Annotated in this window: 13 protein-coding genes and 2 CRISPR repeat arrays (1 of these 15 running past the window's edge); of the genes, 8 read left to right on the top strand and 5 right to left on the bottom strand. The window is 68.7% G+C overall.

Annotation, left to right across the window (positions count from 1 at the left end):
* The first annotated feature begins 92 nt into the window (after window positions 1-92).
* Entirely contained in the window at window positions 93-1,901 is a 1,809-nt protein-coding gene (locus ACH4FX_RS39205) for a thiamine pyrophosphate-dependent enzyme (RefSeq protein ID WP_398486290.1), read from the top strand.
* A gap of 42 nt (window positions 1,902-1,943) precedes the next feature.
* On the opposite strand, the gene ACH4FX_RS39200 is transcribed toward ACH4FX_RS39205, so the two are convergent.
* Window positions 1,944-2,516 carry a hypothetical protein gene (locus ACH4FX_RS39200; RefSeq protein WP_398486289.1) on the bottom strand — a complete coding sequence of 191 codons (573 nt, stop codon included), beginning with the start codon at window positions 2,514-2,516 and terminating at the stop codon, window positions 1,944-1,946.
* Between the two features lie 692 nt (window positions 2,517-3,208).
* Between ACH4FX_RS39200 and ACH4FX_RS39195 the strand changes: the two genes are divergently transcribed.
* Window positions 3,209-4,951: a thiol-activated cytolysin family protein gene (locus ACH4FX_RS39195; protein WP_398486288.1), complete on the top strand. Its 1,743-nt coding sequence runs from the start codon at window positions 3,209-3,211 to the stop codon at window positions 4,949-4,951.
* Between the two features lie 78 nt (window positions 4,952-5,029).
* On the opposite strand, the gene ACH4FX_RS39190 is transcribed toward ACH4FX_RS39195, so the two are convergent.
* Window positions 5,030-5,878, bottom strand: coding sequence for a helix-turn-helix domain-containing protein (locus tag ACH4FX_RS39190; RefSeq protein ID WP_398486287.1), 849 nt, complete (start codon window positions 5,876-5,878; stop codon window positions 5,030-5,032).
* 75 nt (window positions 5,879-5,953) lie between these two features.
* Between ACH4FX_RS39190 and ACH4FX_RS39185 the strand changes: the two genes are divergently transcribed.
* Complete coding sequence (locus tag ACH4FX_RS39185) at window positions 5,954-6,382, top strand: nuclear transport factor 2 family protein (protein ID WP_398486286.1); 429 nt, start codon at window positions 5,954-5,956, stop codon at window positions 6,380-6,382.
* Between the two features lie 422 nt (window positions 6,383-6,804).
* Here ACH4FX_RS39185 and ACH4FX_RS39180 read toward each other — a convergent pair whose 3' ends face one another.
* The 3 genes from ACH4FX_RS39180 to ACH4FX_RS39170 all read right to left on the bottom strand — a co-directional run bounded on the left by ACH4FX_RS39180 (window position 6,805) and on the right by ACH4FX_RS39170 (window position 8,741).
* Complete coding sequence (locus ACH4FX_RS39180; RefSeq protein WP_398486285.1) at window positions 6,805-7,350, bottom strand: site-specific integrase; 546 nt, start codon at window positions 7,348-7,350, stop codon at window positions 6,805-6,807.
* Window positions 7,350-7,988 carry a hypothetical protein gene (locus ACH4FX_RS39175; RefSeq protein WP_398486284.1) on the bottom strand — a complete coding sequence of 213 codons (639 nt, stop codon included), beginning with the start codon at window positions 7,986-7,988 and terminating at the stop codon, window positions 7,350-7,352. Before ACH4FX_RS39175 ends, ACH4FX_RS39180 begins: the two co-directional genes overlap by 1 nt.
* A 486-nt stretch (window positions 7,989-8,474) precedes the next feature.
* Window positions 8,475-8,741, bottom strand: coding sequence for a hypothetical protein (locus ACH4FX_RS39170; RefSeq protein ID WP_398486283.1), 267 nt, complete (start codon window positions 8,739-8,741; stop codon window positions 8,475-8,477).
* A 372-nt stretch (window positions 8,742-9,113) separates the two neighbouring features.
* Window positions 9,114-10,060: a CRISPR direct-repeat array (repeat unit 24 nt; unit sequence CATCTCCGCGTGCGCGGAGCGGAC).
* Between the two features lie 362 nt (window positions 10,061-10,422).
* On the opposite strand from ACH4FX_RS39170, the gene casA reads away from it, so the two are divergent.
* From casA to cas6e, 5 genes are read left to right on the top strand one after another with little or no spacing between them, the layout of a single operon-like run.
* A complete protein-coding gene (gene casA, locus ACH4FX_RS39165) occupies window positions 10,423-12,132 on the top strand; it encodes a type I-E CRISPR-associated protein Cse1/CasA (protein ID WP_398486282.1) in 1,710 nt (569 codons plus the stop codon).
* A complete protein-coding gene (casB, locus tag ACH4FX_RS39160; protein ID WP_398486281.1) occupies window positions 12,129-12,734 on the top strand; it encodes a type I-E CRISPR-associated protein Cse2/CasB in 606 nt (201 codons plus the stop codon). Before casA ends, casB begins: the two co-directional genes overlap by 4 nt.
* Window positions 12,735-12,738: 4 nt before the next feature.
* Window positions 12,739-13,920, top strand: a complete 1,182-nt coding sequence (gene cas7e, locus ACH4FX_RS39155; protein WP_398486280.1) for a type I-E CRISPR-associated protein Cas7/Cse4/CasC — start codon at window positions 12,739-12,741, stop codon at window positions 13,918-13,920.
* Entirely contained in the window at window positions 13,917-14,696 is a 780-nt protein-coding gene (cas5e, locus tag ACH4FX_RS39150) for a type I-E CRISPR-associated protein Cas5/CasD (RefSeq protein WP_398486279.1), read from the top strand. Before cas7e ends, cas5e begins: the two co-directional genes overlap by 4 nt.
* Window positions 14,697-14,715: 19 nt before the next feature.
* A complete protein-coding gene (cas6e, locus tag ACH4FX_RS39145) occupies window positions 14,716-15,441 on the top strand; it encodes a type I-E CRISPR-associated protein Cas6/Cse3/CasE (RefSeq protein WP_398486278.1) in 726 nt (241 codons plus the stop codon).
* 40 nt (window positions 15,442-15,481) lie between these two features.
* Window positions 15,482-16,215: a CRISPR direct-repeat array (repeat unit 29 nt; unit sequence GTCCGCTCCGCGCACGCGGAGGTGTTCCC); it runs 513 nt beyond the window's last position.

Genomic DNA, 16,215 nt, shown 5'->3' with positions numbered 1-16,215 from the left:
GGGCGGGTCCCTACCGTGGTCTTCCATCGCCGTTGTGTATGTCGGCTTGTCGGCGCCGCCAGGCGCCCGGAGGGAACGGAAGGCTTGCTCCTATGGCCGAGACGGCGTCCAGGACCACCTCCGACTTGATCGTCGAGCGGCTCCTCGCCTGGGGGGTGGACACCTGTTTCGGCATCTGCGGTGACCAGATCAACGGCTTCTTCGAGGCTCTGCGCACGCATCCGGGAATGCGGCTGGTCCACGTACGGCACGAAGAGAACGCGGCGCTGGCCTGTGTGGGGTACGCCAAATTCACCGGCCGCCCCGCCGCCTGCGTGGCCACCGCGGGCCCCGGCGCGATCCATCTGCTCAACGGCCTGTACGACGCGCGGATCGACGGCGCCCCGGTGATCGCGATCACCGGCCTGTCCTACCACGACACGGTGGGCGCCCACTTCCTCCAGGACATCCCCTCGGACCGGCTGTTCGAGCAGGCGTGCATGTTCTCCGAACGGGTCATGGGCCCGGCCCACGCGGTCGCCGCGACCGATCTGGCGATGCGCAGCGCTCTGATGAACCGCACTCCCTCACACCTGGCCATCCCGATCGATGTGCAGTCCTGGACGGCGGAGCAGGACACGCCCTCGGACAAGAACGTACCCGGGCACACGTCACTGGCGGTGCAGCCGTTCGAGGTGGTGCCGCCCGCCGAGCAGATCCGCAAGGCGGCCGAAGTGCTCAATGCCTGCCGGCGGGTGACGATCTGCGCCGGTGCCGGGGCGCGCGGGGCCGGGCAGTCGCTGGAGCGGGTAGCCGAGGCCCTGGGCGCGCCCATCGTCAAGGCGGGCCTGGGCAAGGATTGCGTGCCCGATGACAGCCCGTACACCACCGGCGGCATGGGGCTGATCGGCACTCCGGCGTCTCATGAAGCATTCGACGACTGCGACGGCTTCCTGATCGTCGGCTCCTCCACCCCGTACTACGATTTCTGGCCGAAACCCGGGCAGGCGCGCGGCGTACAGATCGACCTGAATGCCGACCGCATCGGGCTGCGTTATCCCGTCGAGGTCGGGCTCGTCGGCCATGCCGCAGTGGTGCTGGAGGCGCTGCTGCCGGAGTTGGAGCCCAGGAGCGACCGCTCATTTCTGGAGCGGGCTCAGCAGACGTATCGCAAGTGGTGGAAGCTGATCGGGGAGCAGGCCGCTTCCTCCGGCACGCCGATGCGCCCACAGGTGGTCACCTGGGAATTGTCCAAAGCGCTGCCGGACCGCGCGATCGTCACCGGAGATGCCGGGAGCGTCACCGCCTGGGCCGGCCGGCTGATGCTGCGTGAGGGGATGAACTACTCCTTCTCCGGCACGCTGTGCACGATGGGCTCCGCCCTGCCGTACGCCATCGGTGCGCAACTCGCCCACCCCGGCCGGCCGGTCATCGCCTTCACCGGTGACGGATCGATGTCCATGGGCCTGGGCGAGCTCGCCACCCTCGCGCAGTACCGGCTTCCCGTCAAAGTCGTGGTGCTGCGCAACAATTCCCTCGCCCTGGAGGTGTGGGAGCAGACCGCACTGCTGGGCAACCCCCAGCACGGCTGCGAGCTTCACCCTGTCGACTTCAAGGCGGTCGCCGAGGCATGCGGACTGAGAGGTTTCCGTATCCAGGAACCCGCGGAGGCGGCAGCCGTCTTCCGGGAGGCGATGGCGCATGAGGGCCCTTGCCTGATCGAAGCGATCACCGACTCTTACGAAGCGCCGTTCGGCGAAAGTCTCAAACCCACGCATGCCGAGCACATCGCCCAGGCATTTGAAAAGGGAGAGAAGGCTGCGGACGCAATGGCCCGCAACCTTCTCGAAAAGGACCGTGTCGCCATGTCCCCCGCTCTCCAGCAGCACCATGACGCGCTCGTCCGGCGGGGTCGCGTTTGACCTTCCGTCTCCAGTGCCGCAGCAGTCCCGAGGTGTGTGGCGTCAGCTCTGGCCGCCACCTCCGCCCGAGCCGCCGCCCAGGTCGACATCGGTGGGGTCCTTGCGCTTGGGCCCGTTGTAGGGCAGGACGAAGTCGTGCGAGCAGTTCAGCGACGAGTCGTTGCCGTGGTGCAGGATGGGCCGGTCGCACCCGGGCTGGGGGCGGTTGTCCATGGGCCCCAGGCAGTAGTCGGGCCACAGCACGGGCACCAGCGAGTAGCCGCCGCAGCACATGGGCAGCACGTAGAAGCGCTGGGCCTCGGCGAGCTTGTTGTCCGTGGCGCCGGGCGGCTGGGGGTCGGTGAACTCCATGCCCGTCCGCGGATTGTCCTTGTTGACTGAAAGCCGTTTTCCGCTGGACTGGTTGGTCAGCGTGAAGACGGTGTTGTTCTTCAGGTAGCCGTCCAGCTGGACGACCCACAGGTGCCGTTTGTCCTTGATCTCATCGATCGGGTCGGAGCTGATCTGGAGGTCCCAGCCCTGGGTGAGGTAGCCGCCCGTCACCCGGTGAATGATCATGATCTCTTTCTTGTGGACCGCCGACCTGACGAACGTGTCCAGAGAATTCGCGTACATACTTCGCTCCCTTTCTTTCACGCAGGCACGGCGGAGGCCGTGCGCGCCTTCGCGCAGCGGCGGACACGGGAGGGGCCACGGAAACAGCATTTACGGCATGCCGGACCCCGCGACGGGGAAGAAACCTGCCGCCGGAGACCGACGCCGCCAGGCGAACACTTCGAATTCCCCGCTATCACTCATGGGCATGCCCGCGCTTTTGCGGCTCAAATCTCCGGCGAGCGGAGCAAAAGGAATATGACGCTGACGAGTGAACAAAGTGATGATATGGCCATATCATGACAGGCGGCCGGTCAGGAGTGCCCCACCATGGCGACACGCCGCCTCATGGAGACAGTCACGAGAGAAACAATCCGGGCCGCCGCGACATGAACCGGCTCAGCAATGACGGCACCTTTCCAGGCACCCACTGACATCGCCAACGTCTGGACGCGCACATCGCGGCGGGCCGTACGCCGACTGCACTACTACCAGTCCCGTCAAGGCCCCAACCCCTATGCGCGAAATGCCGGATTTCCCAGCATGGAGTCCCTACGGTGACCAACGTGGTCTGCAACCGGCGCCGAGGCGTGCGGACGGCCCGACCGCCAGCTGGTGCGCTGCGGTGCCCCGCCGGCCCGCTGGTGGTGTGGGCCAGCCCATTTCGCCTGCCCCGGACCGCATCTGCTCCACCAGCACCGCACGGAAAGGACATGACCATGCCCCACCGCCCTGCAAACCAGTCCGCCACCGCGGAGAACACGCCCGCTCCCGCCCGGAGTGTGCGGGATGCGGACGGCACATGGCGGGTGAAGTGGCAGCCCGGCGTCACCGCGGACACGTACAAGCTGGTTCGTCGGCCCGCCGAGGCCGCACAGACGCCTTCCGAGCCGCACGTGCTCGACCAGGCCGCCCGGGTCGAGGACCTGGTGGTGCCGGGAGGCGAACACGGCCCGGAGAAGGGCGCGTACCTGGTGTACGCCTTCCGCGACGGCGCGCCCGTCCGCTCCTCGGCGCTGGAGACCGGCATGCGCGGCGGCAAAGTCGACCTGCGGAAGCGGCTCGTCACCTGGGCGAAGTGGGACACCCTGGCTCCGCACGAGAAAGACGGGGACGAAGCAGAGGGCGACCCGGAGGACATCCACAGCGGCGGGGTGGACGGGACGCAACAGAAGATCACCTCGACCAGAACCCCTTACGAAATCCTCACCTTCACCCCGGACGCGAATACCATGTGGCCGGGTCAGATCGTCAGGTCGGACGAAGCCATCAAGAGCGGCAAGCTGGTACCGGTAGGAATCGGAGCCGACTGCCGCGGTACCCTGAAAATCGCCATCGACGCTCTTTCGGCCGGCGAGCATGCCGAAGTGGAGGAGCCGGACGGGGCAAAGGTGCTCGACGCCATCAAGAATGCCGTGGAAGGCAAGAAAAACCGCTCGCCTTCCATCGCCCTCCGGCAGACCACCGCCTATGCGAGCAAAGAACTCTCCCTCGACCTGGGCATCTCCGCGCAGTTCGGCGGCTTTTCGGCGAGTATCGCCACGGAGTTCCGCCGGAAAGAGACCAAGAACTGTGTCGCGCTCTACCTGCGCGAGCGCGCGTTCACAGCAACGTCAGTGTGGCAGGACGCCAACGACCTCTTCAGTGACGAGTTCACCGAGGAGGTGCTCGACCGACTGGAGAACGAATACAAGGCGATCGGTCCGGACAATCCGCCACTGCTCGTGTCGGACATCACCTACGGGTTCGTATTGACCGCTTTCATCCACAGTCGCACCAGTGAACTGGAGCTCAACGCCGCCATCGAAGCGAGCCGCGAGGGCTTCGCCAACCTGGACGCAAAGGTGAAGGAGCGGTACCAGCAGGTCCTGAGGCAGTCCGAGATCTCCATCCAAAGCCACGGCGGGAGCCCGGAAGTCGTGCACGAAGCGCTCGTCAACGGCACGATCTCCGACTACTTCAAGGGCCAGGAGCAGCCGCTGGAGGAATACGCCGTCATCGGCTACACCCTCAAGCAGCTGGAACCCAACAAGATCGCCCAGATGAGTGAGAAGACCACCTACGACAAAATCCAGTGGGAATTCGAAACCCCGGGCGCCTACAAGTACCGACTACAGGTCAAGCGGCTCGCCTGCGACGACCAACTTTACCTGTGGCACTACTACGACACTTTCACATGCAAGCTGGGCGGAGTAGAGACCAAGGTCCATTACGATGACGAGGACAAGTGGGCCTGCGCCGAGCGCGTATTCACCGCCGACGGAAAAGGGAAGCCGTTCACACTGAGCATCCGCGACTCCGGCTGGGAGGGCTGCGTGACCGAGCTGACGCCTTCCGGCGAGCAGTGGGGCGAGGACTTCCGAGGGTGGATCAAAAACCGGTACAACGTCTACAACAAGTGGCTTCCTTACAATTGGTCCGTGGAGGTCGAGGTCCAACAGCTGGGCGCGGTGTAAGCGGGAGGGACACTCTCGACACACTCCACGTAGGGACAAGAAAACATTTCAGCGCGGCGGGGTATCGGTCCGTCTCACCTACGCCGTGTCCGCCCACGCGATGTCGTCCACCGCCAGCCCTGGTTCGCGGGCCACGGCGGCCGGAGTCACCCCGGTGAATTCCAGGACATCGCGGTGCAGATGGGACTGGTCGACGTAGCCACCGTCCGCCGCGATCCGGGCCGCGCCCTCCCCCATCGCCAAGCGGCGGACGGCATGGTCGAAACGGACCAGCTTCGCGGCGCGCTTGGGCGGGAGACCGACCTGCGCCCGGAACCTGGACCACAGGCGTTTGCGGCTCCACCCGACCTCGTCCGCCAGTTCGTCGATCCGGACCCGGCCGCGGCTCCCGACGATCCGGTGCCAGGACCAGGCCACCTGGGGATCCACGGAGGGCCCCGTCTCCGCCCGGCAGGCGAGCAAGGCGTCCGTCAAGGCGAAACGCTCCTGCCACGACCGGGCTTCGCTGAGTTGCTCCCGGATCCGTGGCGCTCCCCGGCCCCACAGGTCATCGAGATTCACCGCCGTGTGCTCCAGCTCCGCCGGGGAGGTGCCCAGCACCGCGTACGCGACCACCGGGGACAGACGTACCTCCACGCACTCGATGTTCTCGCCCCGCACGTGAAGAGCGCCGTGCAGCAACCCGGTGACAAGGCTGCTCATCTGCTGCCGGCGCATGGCGGTGTCCACGACGAGCGGACCGTCACCGAACTCCAGAACCAGCGTGACGGCCGGATGCGGGATCACCCGCATCTCGACCGGGCCCGCGTTGCGGTCACGGAATCCGGCCAGACCGACGCCGACTGTCCGGCTGGGCCACGGCGGTCTCGCAACATCCCACCTGGCCACCGCCTCATGCTCGCGCGCGGGTAATCGCGTGGATCGCACCACCCCATTCTATGCGGGGACCGCAAGGAACATTTGTCCAATACGCCGACACACACTCGAGACGACAGTGGTTTCATGAACCACAACATCATCGAGAATGCTTTCCAGGCGTTCGCCAGTAACGACCCGGACCGGATCTCCGCCGTCCTCACCGAGGACGCCGAATGGCTGTCTCCCCCTGGGAACGCCACCGCCGTCGCACTCGGGGGAACCCATCACATGGTCGGCAGGGAGGCGATCGTCCGCTTCTTCGCCCAGGACTTCCCCCGCTTGTACGCGCGTGACCTCGCGGTCACCTTCCGCGGGGTTCACATCGACGGCGAGCGGGCAGCCGTGGAAGCAGCCATGACGGCAACGCTCGCCAACGGCAACCACTACAGCAACGACTACTGCTTCGTCATCGAACTGCGGGACAGCCTGGTCCACCGGGTCCGCGAGTACGTGGACACTGCCCGCGGTCTCCGCATGGTCTTCGGCGAAATCCCACGGCAGGACGCCGAGTGATCACCAGCGGCCAGATACCTCCCCACCAACTGACCGCCAGGGGAGTTCCAACTGGCCACTGAGACGTATTCGGCTCGCGGACCAGATGCCCCACCACCCCCGAGCGCCCGGGTGGACCCTCACACCCTCCCGGACAAGTACGAGCAGGGCCTTGGGCTGCTGGTGGGCGGTGGCCGGCAAGTCGCAGCCCGGCGGGAGCAGTGGGGCAGTTCTCGCTGGGCCGCTGGTGGTCTCTGGATGATCCCGTCCCCCACCGCTCTCCCGGTTGATCAAGAGACGCCGTCGTTTTCGCAGGTCAGAGGGGTGGCCTTGGTGGGTGTCAGGTGACCAGTAGACTCTCGTCACTGTTCTACGTGCTTCACTAACTGCCCTGGTCAGGGGCCATGTGAGGCATCTCCAGAGAGATCAACTCTCACAATTTCTCACACACCAGCTTTTGGATCTCCGCCGTGGAAGGTGTCCCACGCCGCCGCAGCGGCCCGCATGTCCTCGGGCGCCACGTGCACGTACTTACGCTTGGTGAAATTCGCGTTCGTGTGCCCCGCCCACGCGGCCAGCACGATGTCCGGCACGCCGTTCACCGCGAGGTAGGTCAGGCACGAGTGCCGGGCGTCGTACAGCCGCACGCGGCGCAGCCCCAGCTCCTCCATGAGCCGGTAAGCGTGCTCCCGCAGATGCCGCGTGTTCAGTGCCAGCCCGAGTTCATCGACCACGACGTACCCGGTGTCGGTGTACCCCGCGCCCGCGGCCAGCTTCTCCCGCGCCTGCTGAGCACGGAACCTCTTCAGCGCCTCCCACGGCCACTTCGGCAGCGGCAGCGCACGCTCGCCGGACACCGTCTTGGTGTCCTTCTCCAGCACCTTCATGTTGCCGACCATCGTCCGCGTGTTGGTGATATCCAGCGTGCCCAGATTCAGATCGATGTCCGCCCAGCGCTGGCCGCACACCTCCGCCGGCCGCAGCCCCATCAATGAGAGCAGAAGCGGCGCGTACAGACGGTCGGACTCGATGCCCCGGATGAACGTCTGCACCTCATCGACGGACCACGGCTTGACCTTGGGGCGCTCCCGCTTGTCGGTTTGTCCACCAGCGCCACCCGCACGTGCTGCGCCGGACTCACCGCGATCAGCTTGCGGACGATCGCCCGGCTCAACGCCTCCTTGAGGCGGGTCAGAATGCCCTCGGCCGTGGACACCGCCATGCGCGTACCCGGCTCGCCGCCACGCCGTCGGCCCTGGCGGACGATGTCGTCGGTGGCGTCCTGAATCTGGTCCTCGGTCAGCTCTTGCAGGCGTACATGCCCGAGCCGGTCGTAGAAGTGCACCAGGGCCATCCGGTAGTTGCGGATCGTCGTCTCTTCGACATCGCGCCGCTTGTACTCCAGCCACTGGTCAAGCCACTCCCCCAGCGTGATCTTGCTGGGGACGATGAAGGTGCCCGCGGCTCGCTGCGCGACGATGCGCCCCGCTTCCGCCTCGACTTCCTTCCGCAGGTCCCGCGTGATGGTCACCTGGATGCGCTTGCCATTCTCGTCACGTCCGGCGTCGATCACCGACCGGTACCGGACCTTGCCGTTCTTCAGCGTGACCTTCTTGATCTCCGCCATGCCTCGCCCCCGCATCCCTCACCGAAGAACGTAACTCCCTGCTGTTCCAGACTACTTGCCGGTGCTGACAAATAGGCAGGCCACAGCTACTGCAGGGGATCGCTTGGAGATTTTCACGGCGCCGCGAAGATCAGCGATTGCGTCCGTCAGTACGACGGACGCACCGGTTGCGAGGTCCCGGTAGGACCCGGCAGTGCGGTTGACGGACGGTAGCCGGGCCCGGCCTCTTCGCGCGCGTGCGCGCAGGCACGCGCGGCCACACGGGTCGAAGGAACCGGGCGGTCACAACGGCTTGTCACAGCTCTGGTCACAGCGGCCGTCACAGTGTGCGTGTCGCTCCGCGTGACTGCGGTCCTTCCGGGACCTCAGTGCCCCGGCGCTCTTGGGGTTCTGCCCCAAGATTGCTTGGCCGGGGTGCCGCGCGGCCAACCGCTGCCCAGAGAGCCAAGGTTGCCGGGCAACCGTGGTCATATCGCCACGGTTGCGCTACTCGGGATCGCCCCCGGCCTTCCCGTTGTCCTCGTTGTCGGCGTAGGTGGGCAGCTCCCCGGTCCCGCCGCACGCGTCGCACCGCACGGTGGTCTGGTTGCCCTGGTCGTCCACGACGGTGGTCTGGCCGCCCGTACAGCTGCACTTCGGCACCGGCTGCTCCCGCTCGCGTTCTTCGAGGAGCCGCTGAGTCAGGTTGAGCAGCCGCACATACCGGCCGTCGCGCTGCAACACCGGAATCCACTGCGGGTCCACCCATCCCATGACGCCTACCTCCCGAGCCCGCCGGCCAGCCGTGCCGCCATCGTCCACCCAGCGGCGGACGCGACGCCACCACCCGAAGGGGCCCGGGCCGCCGTAACAGAGGCCCAGCAGACCCCCTATCGCCGATTCTGAGCAGCACGCCGCCACGCTGACGCGGTGGGCCCCACACGGGCCGCTCAGCGGCTCCGGCTCCCCTCCGTCCGAGATATTTCGACCCGCGTCCTCCTCCCGCAACGTCCACTACGCTGCGCGTGCACCGCCGTCAGGTGCCCTGAGCGCTCCGTCTGCGCCCGCAGCGTTCGCGATCGCTGATGACGCGCCTTGCATCACCGGTCCGAACAGAACCGCCGCGGATGGTCACACTTCCGAGCCGGGCACATTTCCGCGTGCGCAGCGTTCACGCATAGCGCAGGAACGTGCCTGCATCGCGGCTGGGAACACCTCCGCGTGCGCGGAGCGGACCGCGTCGGCACCGAGCAGGGGCAAAGCGTGCAGGGATCATCTCCGCGTGCGCGGAGCGGACAATCCTGGGATTACTCCGGCCCGGCCGGGGCCGGGAACACCTCCGCGTGCGCGGAGCGGACTTGCGGGCCGCGCTTGCGCTGGCATAGCCCAGGGGAACACCTCCGCGTGCGCGGAGCGGACCAGGTTCTTCTCCTCCAGCTCTTTCAGCACCGGGGAACACCTCCGCGTGCGCGGAGCGGACGCCACAATGCCGTCCTGGTAGGACCCATAGAAGGGAACATCTCCGCGTGCGCGGAGCGGACTCGGTGGGGATGACGTACTCGGGGTAGCGCGGGGGAACACCTCCGCGTGCGCGGAGCGGACACCATCACCGACCACATCCCCACCCATGACAAGGGGAACACCTCCGCGTGCGCGGAGCGGACGATGACGGCGCCGTGCGGCCGTGGGCGAGCCAGGGCTCATCTCCGCGTGCGCGGAGCGGACGGACGCCATCGACTCGACCGGCGCCGGCGCCGCGGGCTCATCTCCGCGTGCGCGGAGCGGACGTGTCGAAGGTGCAGTCGCTCGCGGCGTGGCAGGGCTCATCTCCGCGTGCGCGGAGCGGACCCAGCCGCTGTGGATCAGCGGACTGCTCACCGCGGGCTCATCTCCGCGTGCGCGGAGCGGACTGGCGCCCCTCCAGCCGGGCCTGCATGGCGAGGGGCTCATCTCCGCGTGCGCGGAGCGGACCACTGGCTGTGATTTGCGGTAGCGGGCGGCGAGGGCTCATCTCCGCGTGCGCGGAGCGGACCGAGTGTCTGGACAGCGGGCAACAGGTCCCGCGGGCTCATCTCCGCGTGCGCGGAGCGGACAGTTCGTGACCTGCGACGTTACAGTCCGAGGTTGCTGATTTTACTTACTTTACACAGGAGAGAGTGAACAGCTCAGAGCTGCGGCTCGGGACCGACCGACGCCGACATGACGCAGCTCATGCGGTGATGGGCTGGCCCGGCAGTCGTCCCTGTGGTGATCGGCTTGCTGCTGTGGCATCCCATGCCCCACCTGTCTCGCCGTTTCCCTCACCGAAGACGGACCCGCAGCGCGAACTTCGCGGGTACCCCCGGGTCCGGGCCGCCGTTGTCAGTGGCGTCGTGTAGATATGACGAACACCCGGCGACCGCCTGCAAGATGTGGCCGTCCGGATTCCGGCCCGTGCTGAGAACGGTGGCGGTTTGTGCACTTCAACTTGGTCGATGAGGGCTGGCTGCCGGTCGTTCTGGAGGACGGCAGCCGTGCAGAGCTGTCCGTGCGCCAGGTGCTGCTGCGCGCTCATCAGGTGCGCACCCTGGACTTGGACACGCCGTCGCAAGTCCCGCCGGTGCTCCGCTTGTTGCTCGCGGTGGTCCACCGGGCTTTGCGGGGGCCGGCAGACGGGCGGCAGTGGGGCGCCTGGTGGCAGCAGGGCGCTTTCGACGCATCGGCGATCACCACGTATCTGGAGGAGCAGCGGTCGCGGTTCGACCTGTTCGACGCGCGGGCGCCGTTCCTGCAGGCCGGCGGGCTGCGGGCGCAGAACGGTGCGACGAAGACCGTCGCGTTGCTGGTGCCGCATGTGGCCAGCGGTAACAATGTGCCGCTGTTTTCCGCGCAACGCGACGACCGGCCGGATGCGTTGAGCCCGGCACAGGCGGCCCGGTGGCTGCTGCACGCCCACGCCTGGGACACCGCGGCAATCAAAACCGGTGCGGCCGACGACCCGAAGGTGAAGGCAGGCAAAACGACGGGCAACCCCGTCGGTTCGCTGGGCCTGCTGGGTGTGGTCATGCCCTTGGGGCCGACGCTGTGGCACACCCTGATGTGCAACCTGCTGCCGATGCCAGCCTTCGAAACTGGCGTGGAGGACCTGCCGGTGTGGGAGCGTGCGCCGCTGACCGGGCAATGGGAGGAGCGGGCACCGCGGGGGCCGGTGGAGCTGTACACCTGGCCGGCGCGCCGTATCCGTCTCGAGCCGGAACCGGGCCCGGCGGGCGGGGTGGTGGTGCGGCAGGTGGTCGTGTGCGCCGGGGACCGGATTGCCCTGGAGACGGGCCAAGACCTGCGGGGCTGGATGAGCTGCGAGCCGCACTCGGCGTGGAAGCGCAGCCCGAATCTGGAGCGCAAGCGCAGCTTCCCGCTGGTGTACTGGCCCGTGCGCCACCGCGTGGAGCGGCAGTTGTGGCGCGGGCTGGGGCCGCTGCTGGCCCACGCGGAGTCGACCACCGCCGCGGGCGCCAAGGACGCCCCCGCCATGCGGGGGCCGGCGGTGCTGGCCCGGCTCGGAAGCCGGGAGCGGGCGGCGGCACTGAAGGGGATGCCGCTGCGGGTGCTGGCGGTCGGCTTCGAGTACGGCACGCAGAGTTCGGTGATCGAGGAAGCCTACGGGGACGTGCTGCCGCTGCCGGTGGCAGCGCTCTCGGCCCAGGACAGCGACTGGCGCGATGCCGTCCTGACCGCCGTCGAGGCCAGCGAGCAGGCGGTGCGTGCCCTGGCCCACCTGGCGGAGAACCTGATCGTGGCCGCGGGCTGCCGCCGCTCGGAGGAAGCCCTGTTGGCCGGACACCGCGAGCGGGCCCGCGAGAACGCGTATGCGGCCCTGGATGCGCCGTTTCGGCGCTGGCTGGCCACCGCGGCCCAGGACGAGGACGCCGACCCGGACGAGGCCCTGGACCGCTGGGCCCACCAGGCCCGGCGCATCCTGCGCGCCCAGGCCCAAGCGCTGCTGGACGGAGCGCCGCCGGCCGCCTTCCGGGGGCAGCAAGAAGGCGACGGCGACCAGGCCCAGCACATAGACGCCGCCCTGGCCTCCCTGTACTTCCACCATGCCCTGGCCAAGGCCCTCAGCGAGCTGTTCCTCACCCCGCCCGACGACCCTGCCGACGTCAACGATCCGGAGACCGCCGCATGACCGCACCACCCGGCCGAAGCGCCCCGCCGCCCTGGCATCCTCGGCTCGCCGAGAAGCTCCGTGAGATCGGCCGCGATCCCGGGCTGGCGGCGGCATGCCGCCGCGGCCGCAGCACCGAACCGTTCACCGATTTCGACATGTCCAGTCCCCTGATCTACGTCCTGGAAGGAGACGAGACCACCGAGCCCGGGGCCTACGTGCCGCGCTGGCAGCGGGAGGCCGTCGCCGTCGCCACACACCATGTGCTGGCCCTGTACGCCTGCCATATCCAGTCCAAGGACGCCGGCATGCACCGCTACGGCGTCTCCCTCGGTACGGCCACCCGCCAGCTGCAGGCCGCGATGCCGTCCAAGGACGGCGCGGCCAACCGCCTGCGCGCTGCGCTGAACAGCGACACCGTCAGCGAACTGGCTGAGCACCTGCGCTTTTTGTCCTCGCTGATGCGCACCTACGCCATTGCCGTGGACTACATCTCCCTCGCCGACGCCCTCGCCTGCTGGGAGGACCCCGACCAGCGCACCCGGCTGCGCATGCGCTGGAACATGGACTTCCGCCGCACCCCGCCCAAGACCCCCGCCGATCCGGCCGCACCCCAGGAGTAGCGCCATGGCCTTCCTCGACATCCACATCCTGCAGAACGTGCCCCCTTCCAACATCAACCGCGATCAGGACGGCAGCCCCAAGACCGCGCGGTTCGGCGGCGTCAAGCGGGCCCGCGTCTCTTCCCAGGCGTGGAAGCGGGCCACCCGCACCGCCTTCGAGGCCGACCCGGCGCTGGCCGGCGAGGACGCGGTGCGCACCCGCCAGCTCCCCCAGGTGATCGCTGACCGGCTTGCCGAGCGCGTCCCGGCCCTGAAGGACAAGGCCGACGCCATCGGCATGGCCGCCGCCTCCGCCATGTTCAAGGTCGCCGCCAAAAAGCCCCGCAAGGCCAAAGCTGGGCAGGACGAGGCGGCCGAGGAGCGCCCGGTCACCGAATACCTGCTTTTCCTGGGCCGCACGCAGCTCACGCGCGTGGTCGACGCCCTCGCCGGCCACGCCCCGGCGCTGGCGGGCGCGGACGAAAAGGACCTGCCCGCGGTCGTGGCCGGGCTGAAGCTGAAGGAGCTGGGGACGAGCGGGCATCCGGGAGCGGTGGCGCTGTTCGGCCGGATGGTCACCAACTCCCCCGAGACCGGCGTCGACGCCGGCTGCCAGGTCGCCCACGCCCTGTCCACCCACCAGGCCGTCACCGAATTCGACTACTTCACCGCCGTCGACGACGAGCAGCAGGATGACAACAAGGGCGCTGGCATGATCGGCTCGGTGGAGTTCAACTCCGCCACCCTCTACCGCTACGCCACCGTGGACGTGCTCACCCTGCACGCCAACCTCGACGGCCAGTGCGAGGCCACCCTGAGGTGTGCCCTGGGCTTCGTGCGGGCTTTCGCCACGAGCATGCCCACCGGCAAGGCCAACACCTTCGCCCACCACACCCGCCCCGAGGTGATCGTGCTGAGCCTGCGCGAGGACCGCCCGGTCAGCCACGTCAGCGCCTTCGAACGCCCCGTGGCCCCCGGCGCCCACGGCTACCTCGCCGCCTCCGCCACCGCCCTCTTCGAGCACATCGCCGGCCAGGACGAGCAGTGGGGCGACGCCCCGCGCTGGTCCGCCGCCGTCTACCCCTCCACGCTCGCCTCCATCACCGACGGCGAATCGGCCCTGCCCGCCCGCCTCACCTGGAAGACCGCCCTGGAGCAGGCCGAGCAGGCCCTGGCGGCCGTGCTGCCCAAGGACGCGACGGCGTGAGTGTGCTGATCCTGCGCCTGGCCGCGCCGCTGCAGTCCTGGGCCGTGACCGGCAAGCACTCCCGGCGCACGTCCCTGCCGTATCCCAGCAAGTCCGGCGTCGTGGGTCTGCTGGCCGCCGCCTGCGGCATCCCCCGCGACGCCCCCTGCTCCCCGACCACCGGCGTCACCTTCGCCGAGCTTGCCGCCCTGCGCCTGGCTGTGCGGGTGGACCGCCCCGGCGAGGCCCTGACCGACTACCACACCGTCAGCGGCGCCTCCCATTCCCCCACCGATCCCGACCAGCAGCGCCTGCCCACCGCCGACGGCGGGCGCCTGCCGGTGGAGAAGTCCACCAAAGCGACACGGCGGCAGTACCGCAGCGACGCCGCCTACACCGCCTACCTCGACGGCAACCCCCACCTGCTGCACCGGGCCGCCCAGGCGCTGCGCCGCCCCCGCTACCCCCTCTACCTCGGCCGCCGCTCCTGCCCGCCGGGCAAACCCGTCCTCATCGCCCTGGACAACGAAGCCGACCTCGACCACGCCCTGCGCACCACCCCCTGGCAGGCCACCGACCGCGACCTGGCCCGCCACCTCGCCCGCGGCCACACCCACGTCACCCTGGAAACCGTCACCGAGGACCAAACCGGCCCGGAATCCCTCCCGGATCAGCCCGATCCGACCGCACCGCCCTACCGCCCCCGCTACATCGAACGCCGCATCCGCCACGGGCACATCACCCTGCCCCTCGCCCCGGACACCACCGCCCACGCCCCCTTCGAGCTGCTCGGCTGACAGGACCCAGGACCTGCCCATGTATCTCACCCGCGCCTACATCAACCCCCGCCGCCACGGCGCCCTCAAGCTCCTCGGCAACCCCCGAGCGCTCCACGCCCTGATCGTGGGCTGTTTCCCCGACCAGCCCCCCACCCCGCCCGGCGAAAAGGCCCCGCGCGTTCTGTGGCGCCTGGACGGTGACGACCCTCACCGCCCCATCCTGTGGACGGTCTCCCCCAGCCGCCCCGACTACACCCAGCTCATCGAAGACGCCGGCTGGCCCGCCGCCCAGAGCCCGCAGTGGCAGACCAAGCCCTACGCCCCCCTCCTGGACCGGCTCACAGCCGGCCAGCGCTACGCCTTCCGCCTCACCGCCTCCCCCACCTACCGCGAACCCTCCCCCGCCCGCAACCAGCGCGGCCAGCGCCGCGCCCACACCACCGCCCGCCACCAACTGCGCTGGCTCATCGACAAAGCCCCCCGCTACGGCTTCACCATCGCCCCCGCAGGAGGTCCCGGCGACCTCGGCCCCGACGGCGAACCCCCACTCCAGCTCCAACTCCGCCACCGGGGCAAGACCACCTTCGGCAAACACGACCACCAGGACCGGCCCATCCGCGTCGCCCTCACCACCGCCACCTACGAAGGAGCCCTCGATGTCACCGACCCCCACGCCTTGCGTACCCTCCTCACCACCGGCATCGGCCAAAGCCGCGCCTACGGCTGCGGACTCCTCACCCTCGCCCCCATGCAAAGTAAGTAAAAACAGCAGCCTCGGACCGTAACGGCGCAGGTCGCGGCCTGTCCGCTCCGCGCACGCGGAGGTGTTCCCTGGCCGCGGAGAACGGCGGAGCCCACAACCTGGTCCGCTCCGCGCACGCGGAGGTGTTCCCCCGATCGAGCCGGCCACGCAGGACAGGCTTATGTCCGCTCCGCGCACGCGGAGGTGTTCCCGCAGCTTGCCCCGCTTGGGCGGGGCGAACACCGTCCGCTCCGCGCACGCGGAGGTGTTCCCTCGGCGACTGGGAGCAGACAGACCTGCGGGCCGTCCGCTCCGCGCACGCGGAGGTGTTCCCTCGCGGTCGTTCTTCTGCGCGGTCTCCTCGAAGTCCGCTCCGCGCACGCGGAGGTGTTCCCGGCCGGGTGGACGGCCGGTACGCGGAAATCCAGTCCGCTCCGCGCACGCGGAGGTGTTCCCTGGCCATCAGCAGCGAGCAGTTGTGCGCGAAGGTCCGCTCCGCGCACGCGAAGGTGTTCCCGCTCCGACGTGATGGCAGGTCACTTCTTGCTGGTCCGCTCCGCGCACGCGGAGGTGTTCCCACGTCTTCCGTCACCCAGGCGATGATCAGAGAGTCCGCTCCGCGCACGCGGAGGTGTTCCTTTCGCGCCAGACTGGCTTTGTCGCAGTGCGAGGTCCGCTCCGCGCACGCGGAGGTGTTCCCAAGTGGGGTGGCCTCAACCAGGGTGACCCGAAGTCCGCTCCGCGCACGCGGAGGTGTTCCCGGCCGGCCGGTCTCCGCCCGTATGTCGAGCAGGT

It is taken from the genome of Streptomyces sp. NPDC018019, from assembly GCF_044327805.1.
GTDB lineage: Bacteria > Actinomycetota > Actinomycetes > Streptomycetales > Streptomycetaceae > Streptomyces.
The sequence above is the reverse complement of the archived record's forward strand: the minus strand, read 5'-3'. Positions and strand labels throughout refer to the sequence as shown.

Coding starts and splice junctions, on each gene's coding strand:
- ACH4FX_RS39205 (WP_398486290.1), top strand. CDS start 93: ATGGCCGAGACGGCGTCCAGGACCACCTCCGACTTGATCGTCGAGCGG.
- ACH4FX_RS39200 (WP_398486289.1), bottom strand. CDS start 2,516: ATGTACGCGAATTCTCTGGACACGTTCGTCAGGTCGGCGGTCCACAAG.
- ACH4FX_RS39195 (WP_398486288.1), top strand. CDS start 3,209: ATGACCATGCCCCACCGCCCTGCAAACCAGTCCGCCACCGCGGAGAAC.
- ACH4FX_RS39185 (WP_398486286.1), top strand. CDS start 5,954: ATGAACCACAACATCATCGAGAATGCTTTCCAGGCGTTCGCCAGTAAC.
- ACH4FX_RS39180 (WP_398486285.1), bottom strand. CDS start 7,350: ATGGGGCTGCGGCCGGCGGAGGTGTGCGGCCAGCGCTGGGCGGACATC.
- ACH4FX_RS39175 (WP_398486284.1), bottom strand. CDS start 7,988: ATGGCGGAGATCAAGAAGGTCACGCTGAAGAACGGCAAGGTCCGGTAC.
- ACH4FX_RS39170 (WP_398486283.1), bottom strand. CDS start 8,741: ATGGGATGGGTGGACCCGCAGTGGATTCCGGTGTTGCAGCGCGACGGC.
- casB (WP_398486281.1), top strand. CDS start 12,129: ATGACCGCACCACCCGGCCGAAGCGCCCCGCCGCCCTGGCATCCTCGG.
- cas7e (WP_398486280.1), top strand. CDS start 12,739: ATGGCCTTCCTCGACATCCACATCCTGCAGAACGTGCCCCCTTCCAAC.
- cas6e (WP_398486278.1), top strand. CDS start 14,716: ATGTATCTCACCCGCGCCTACATCAACCCCCGCCGCCACGGCGCCCTC.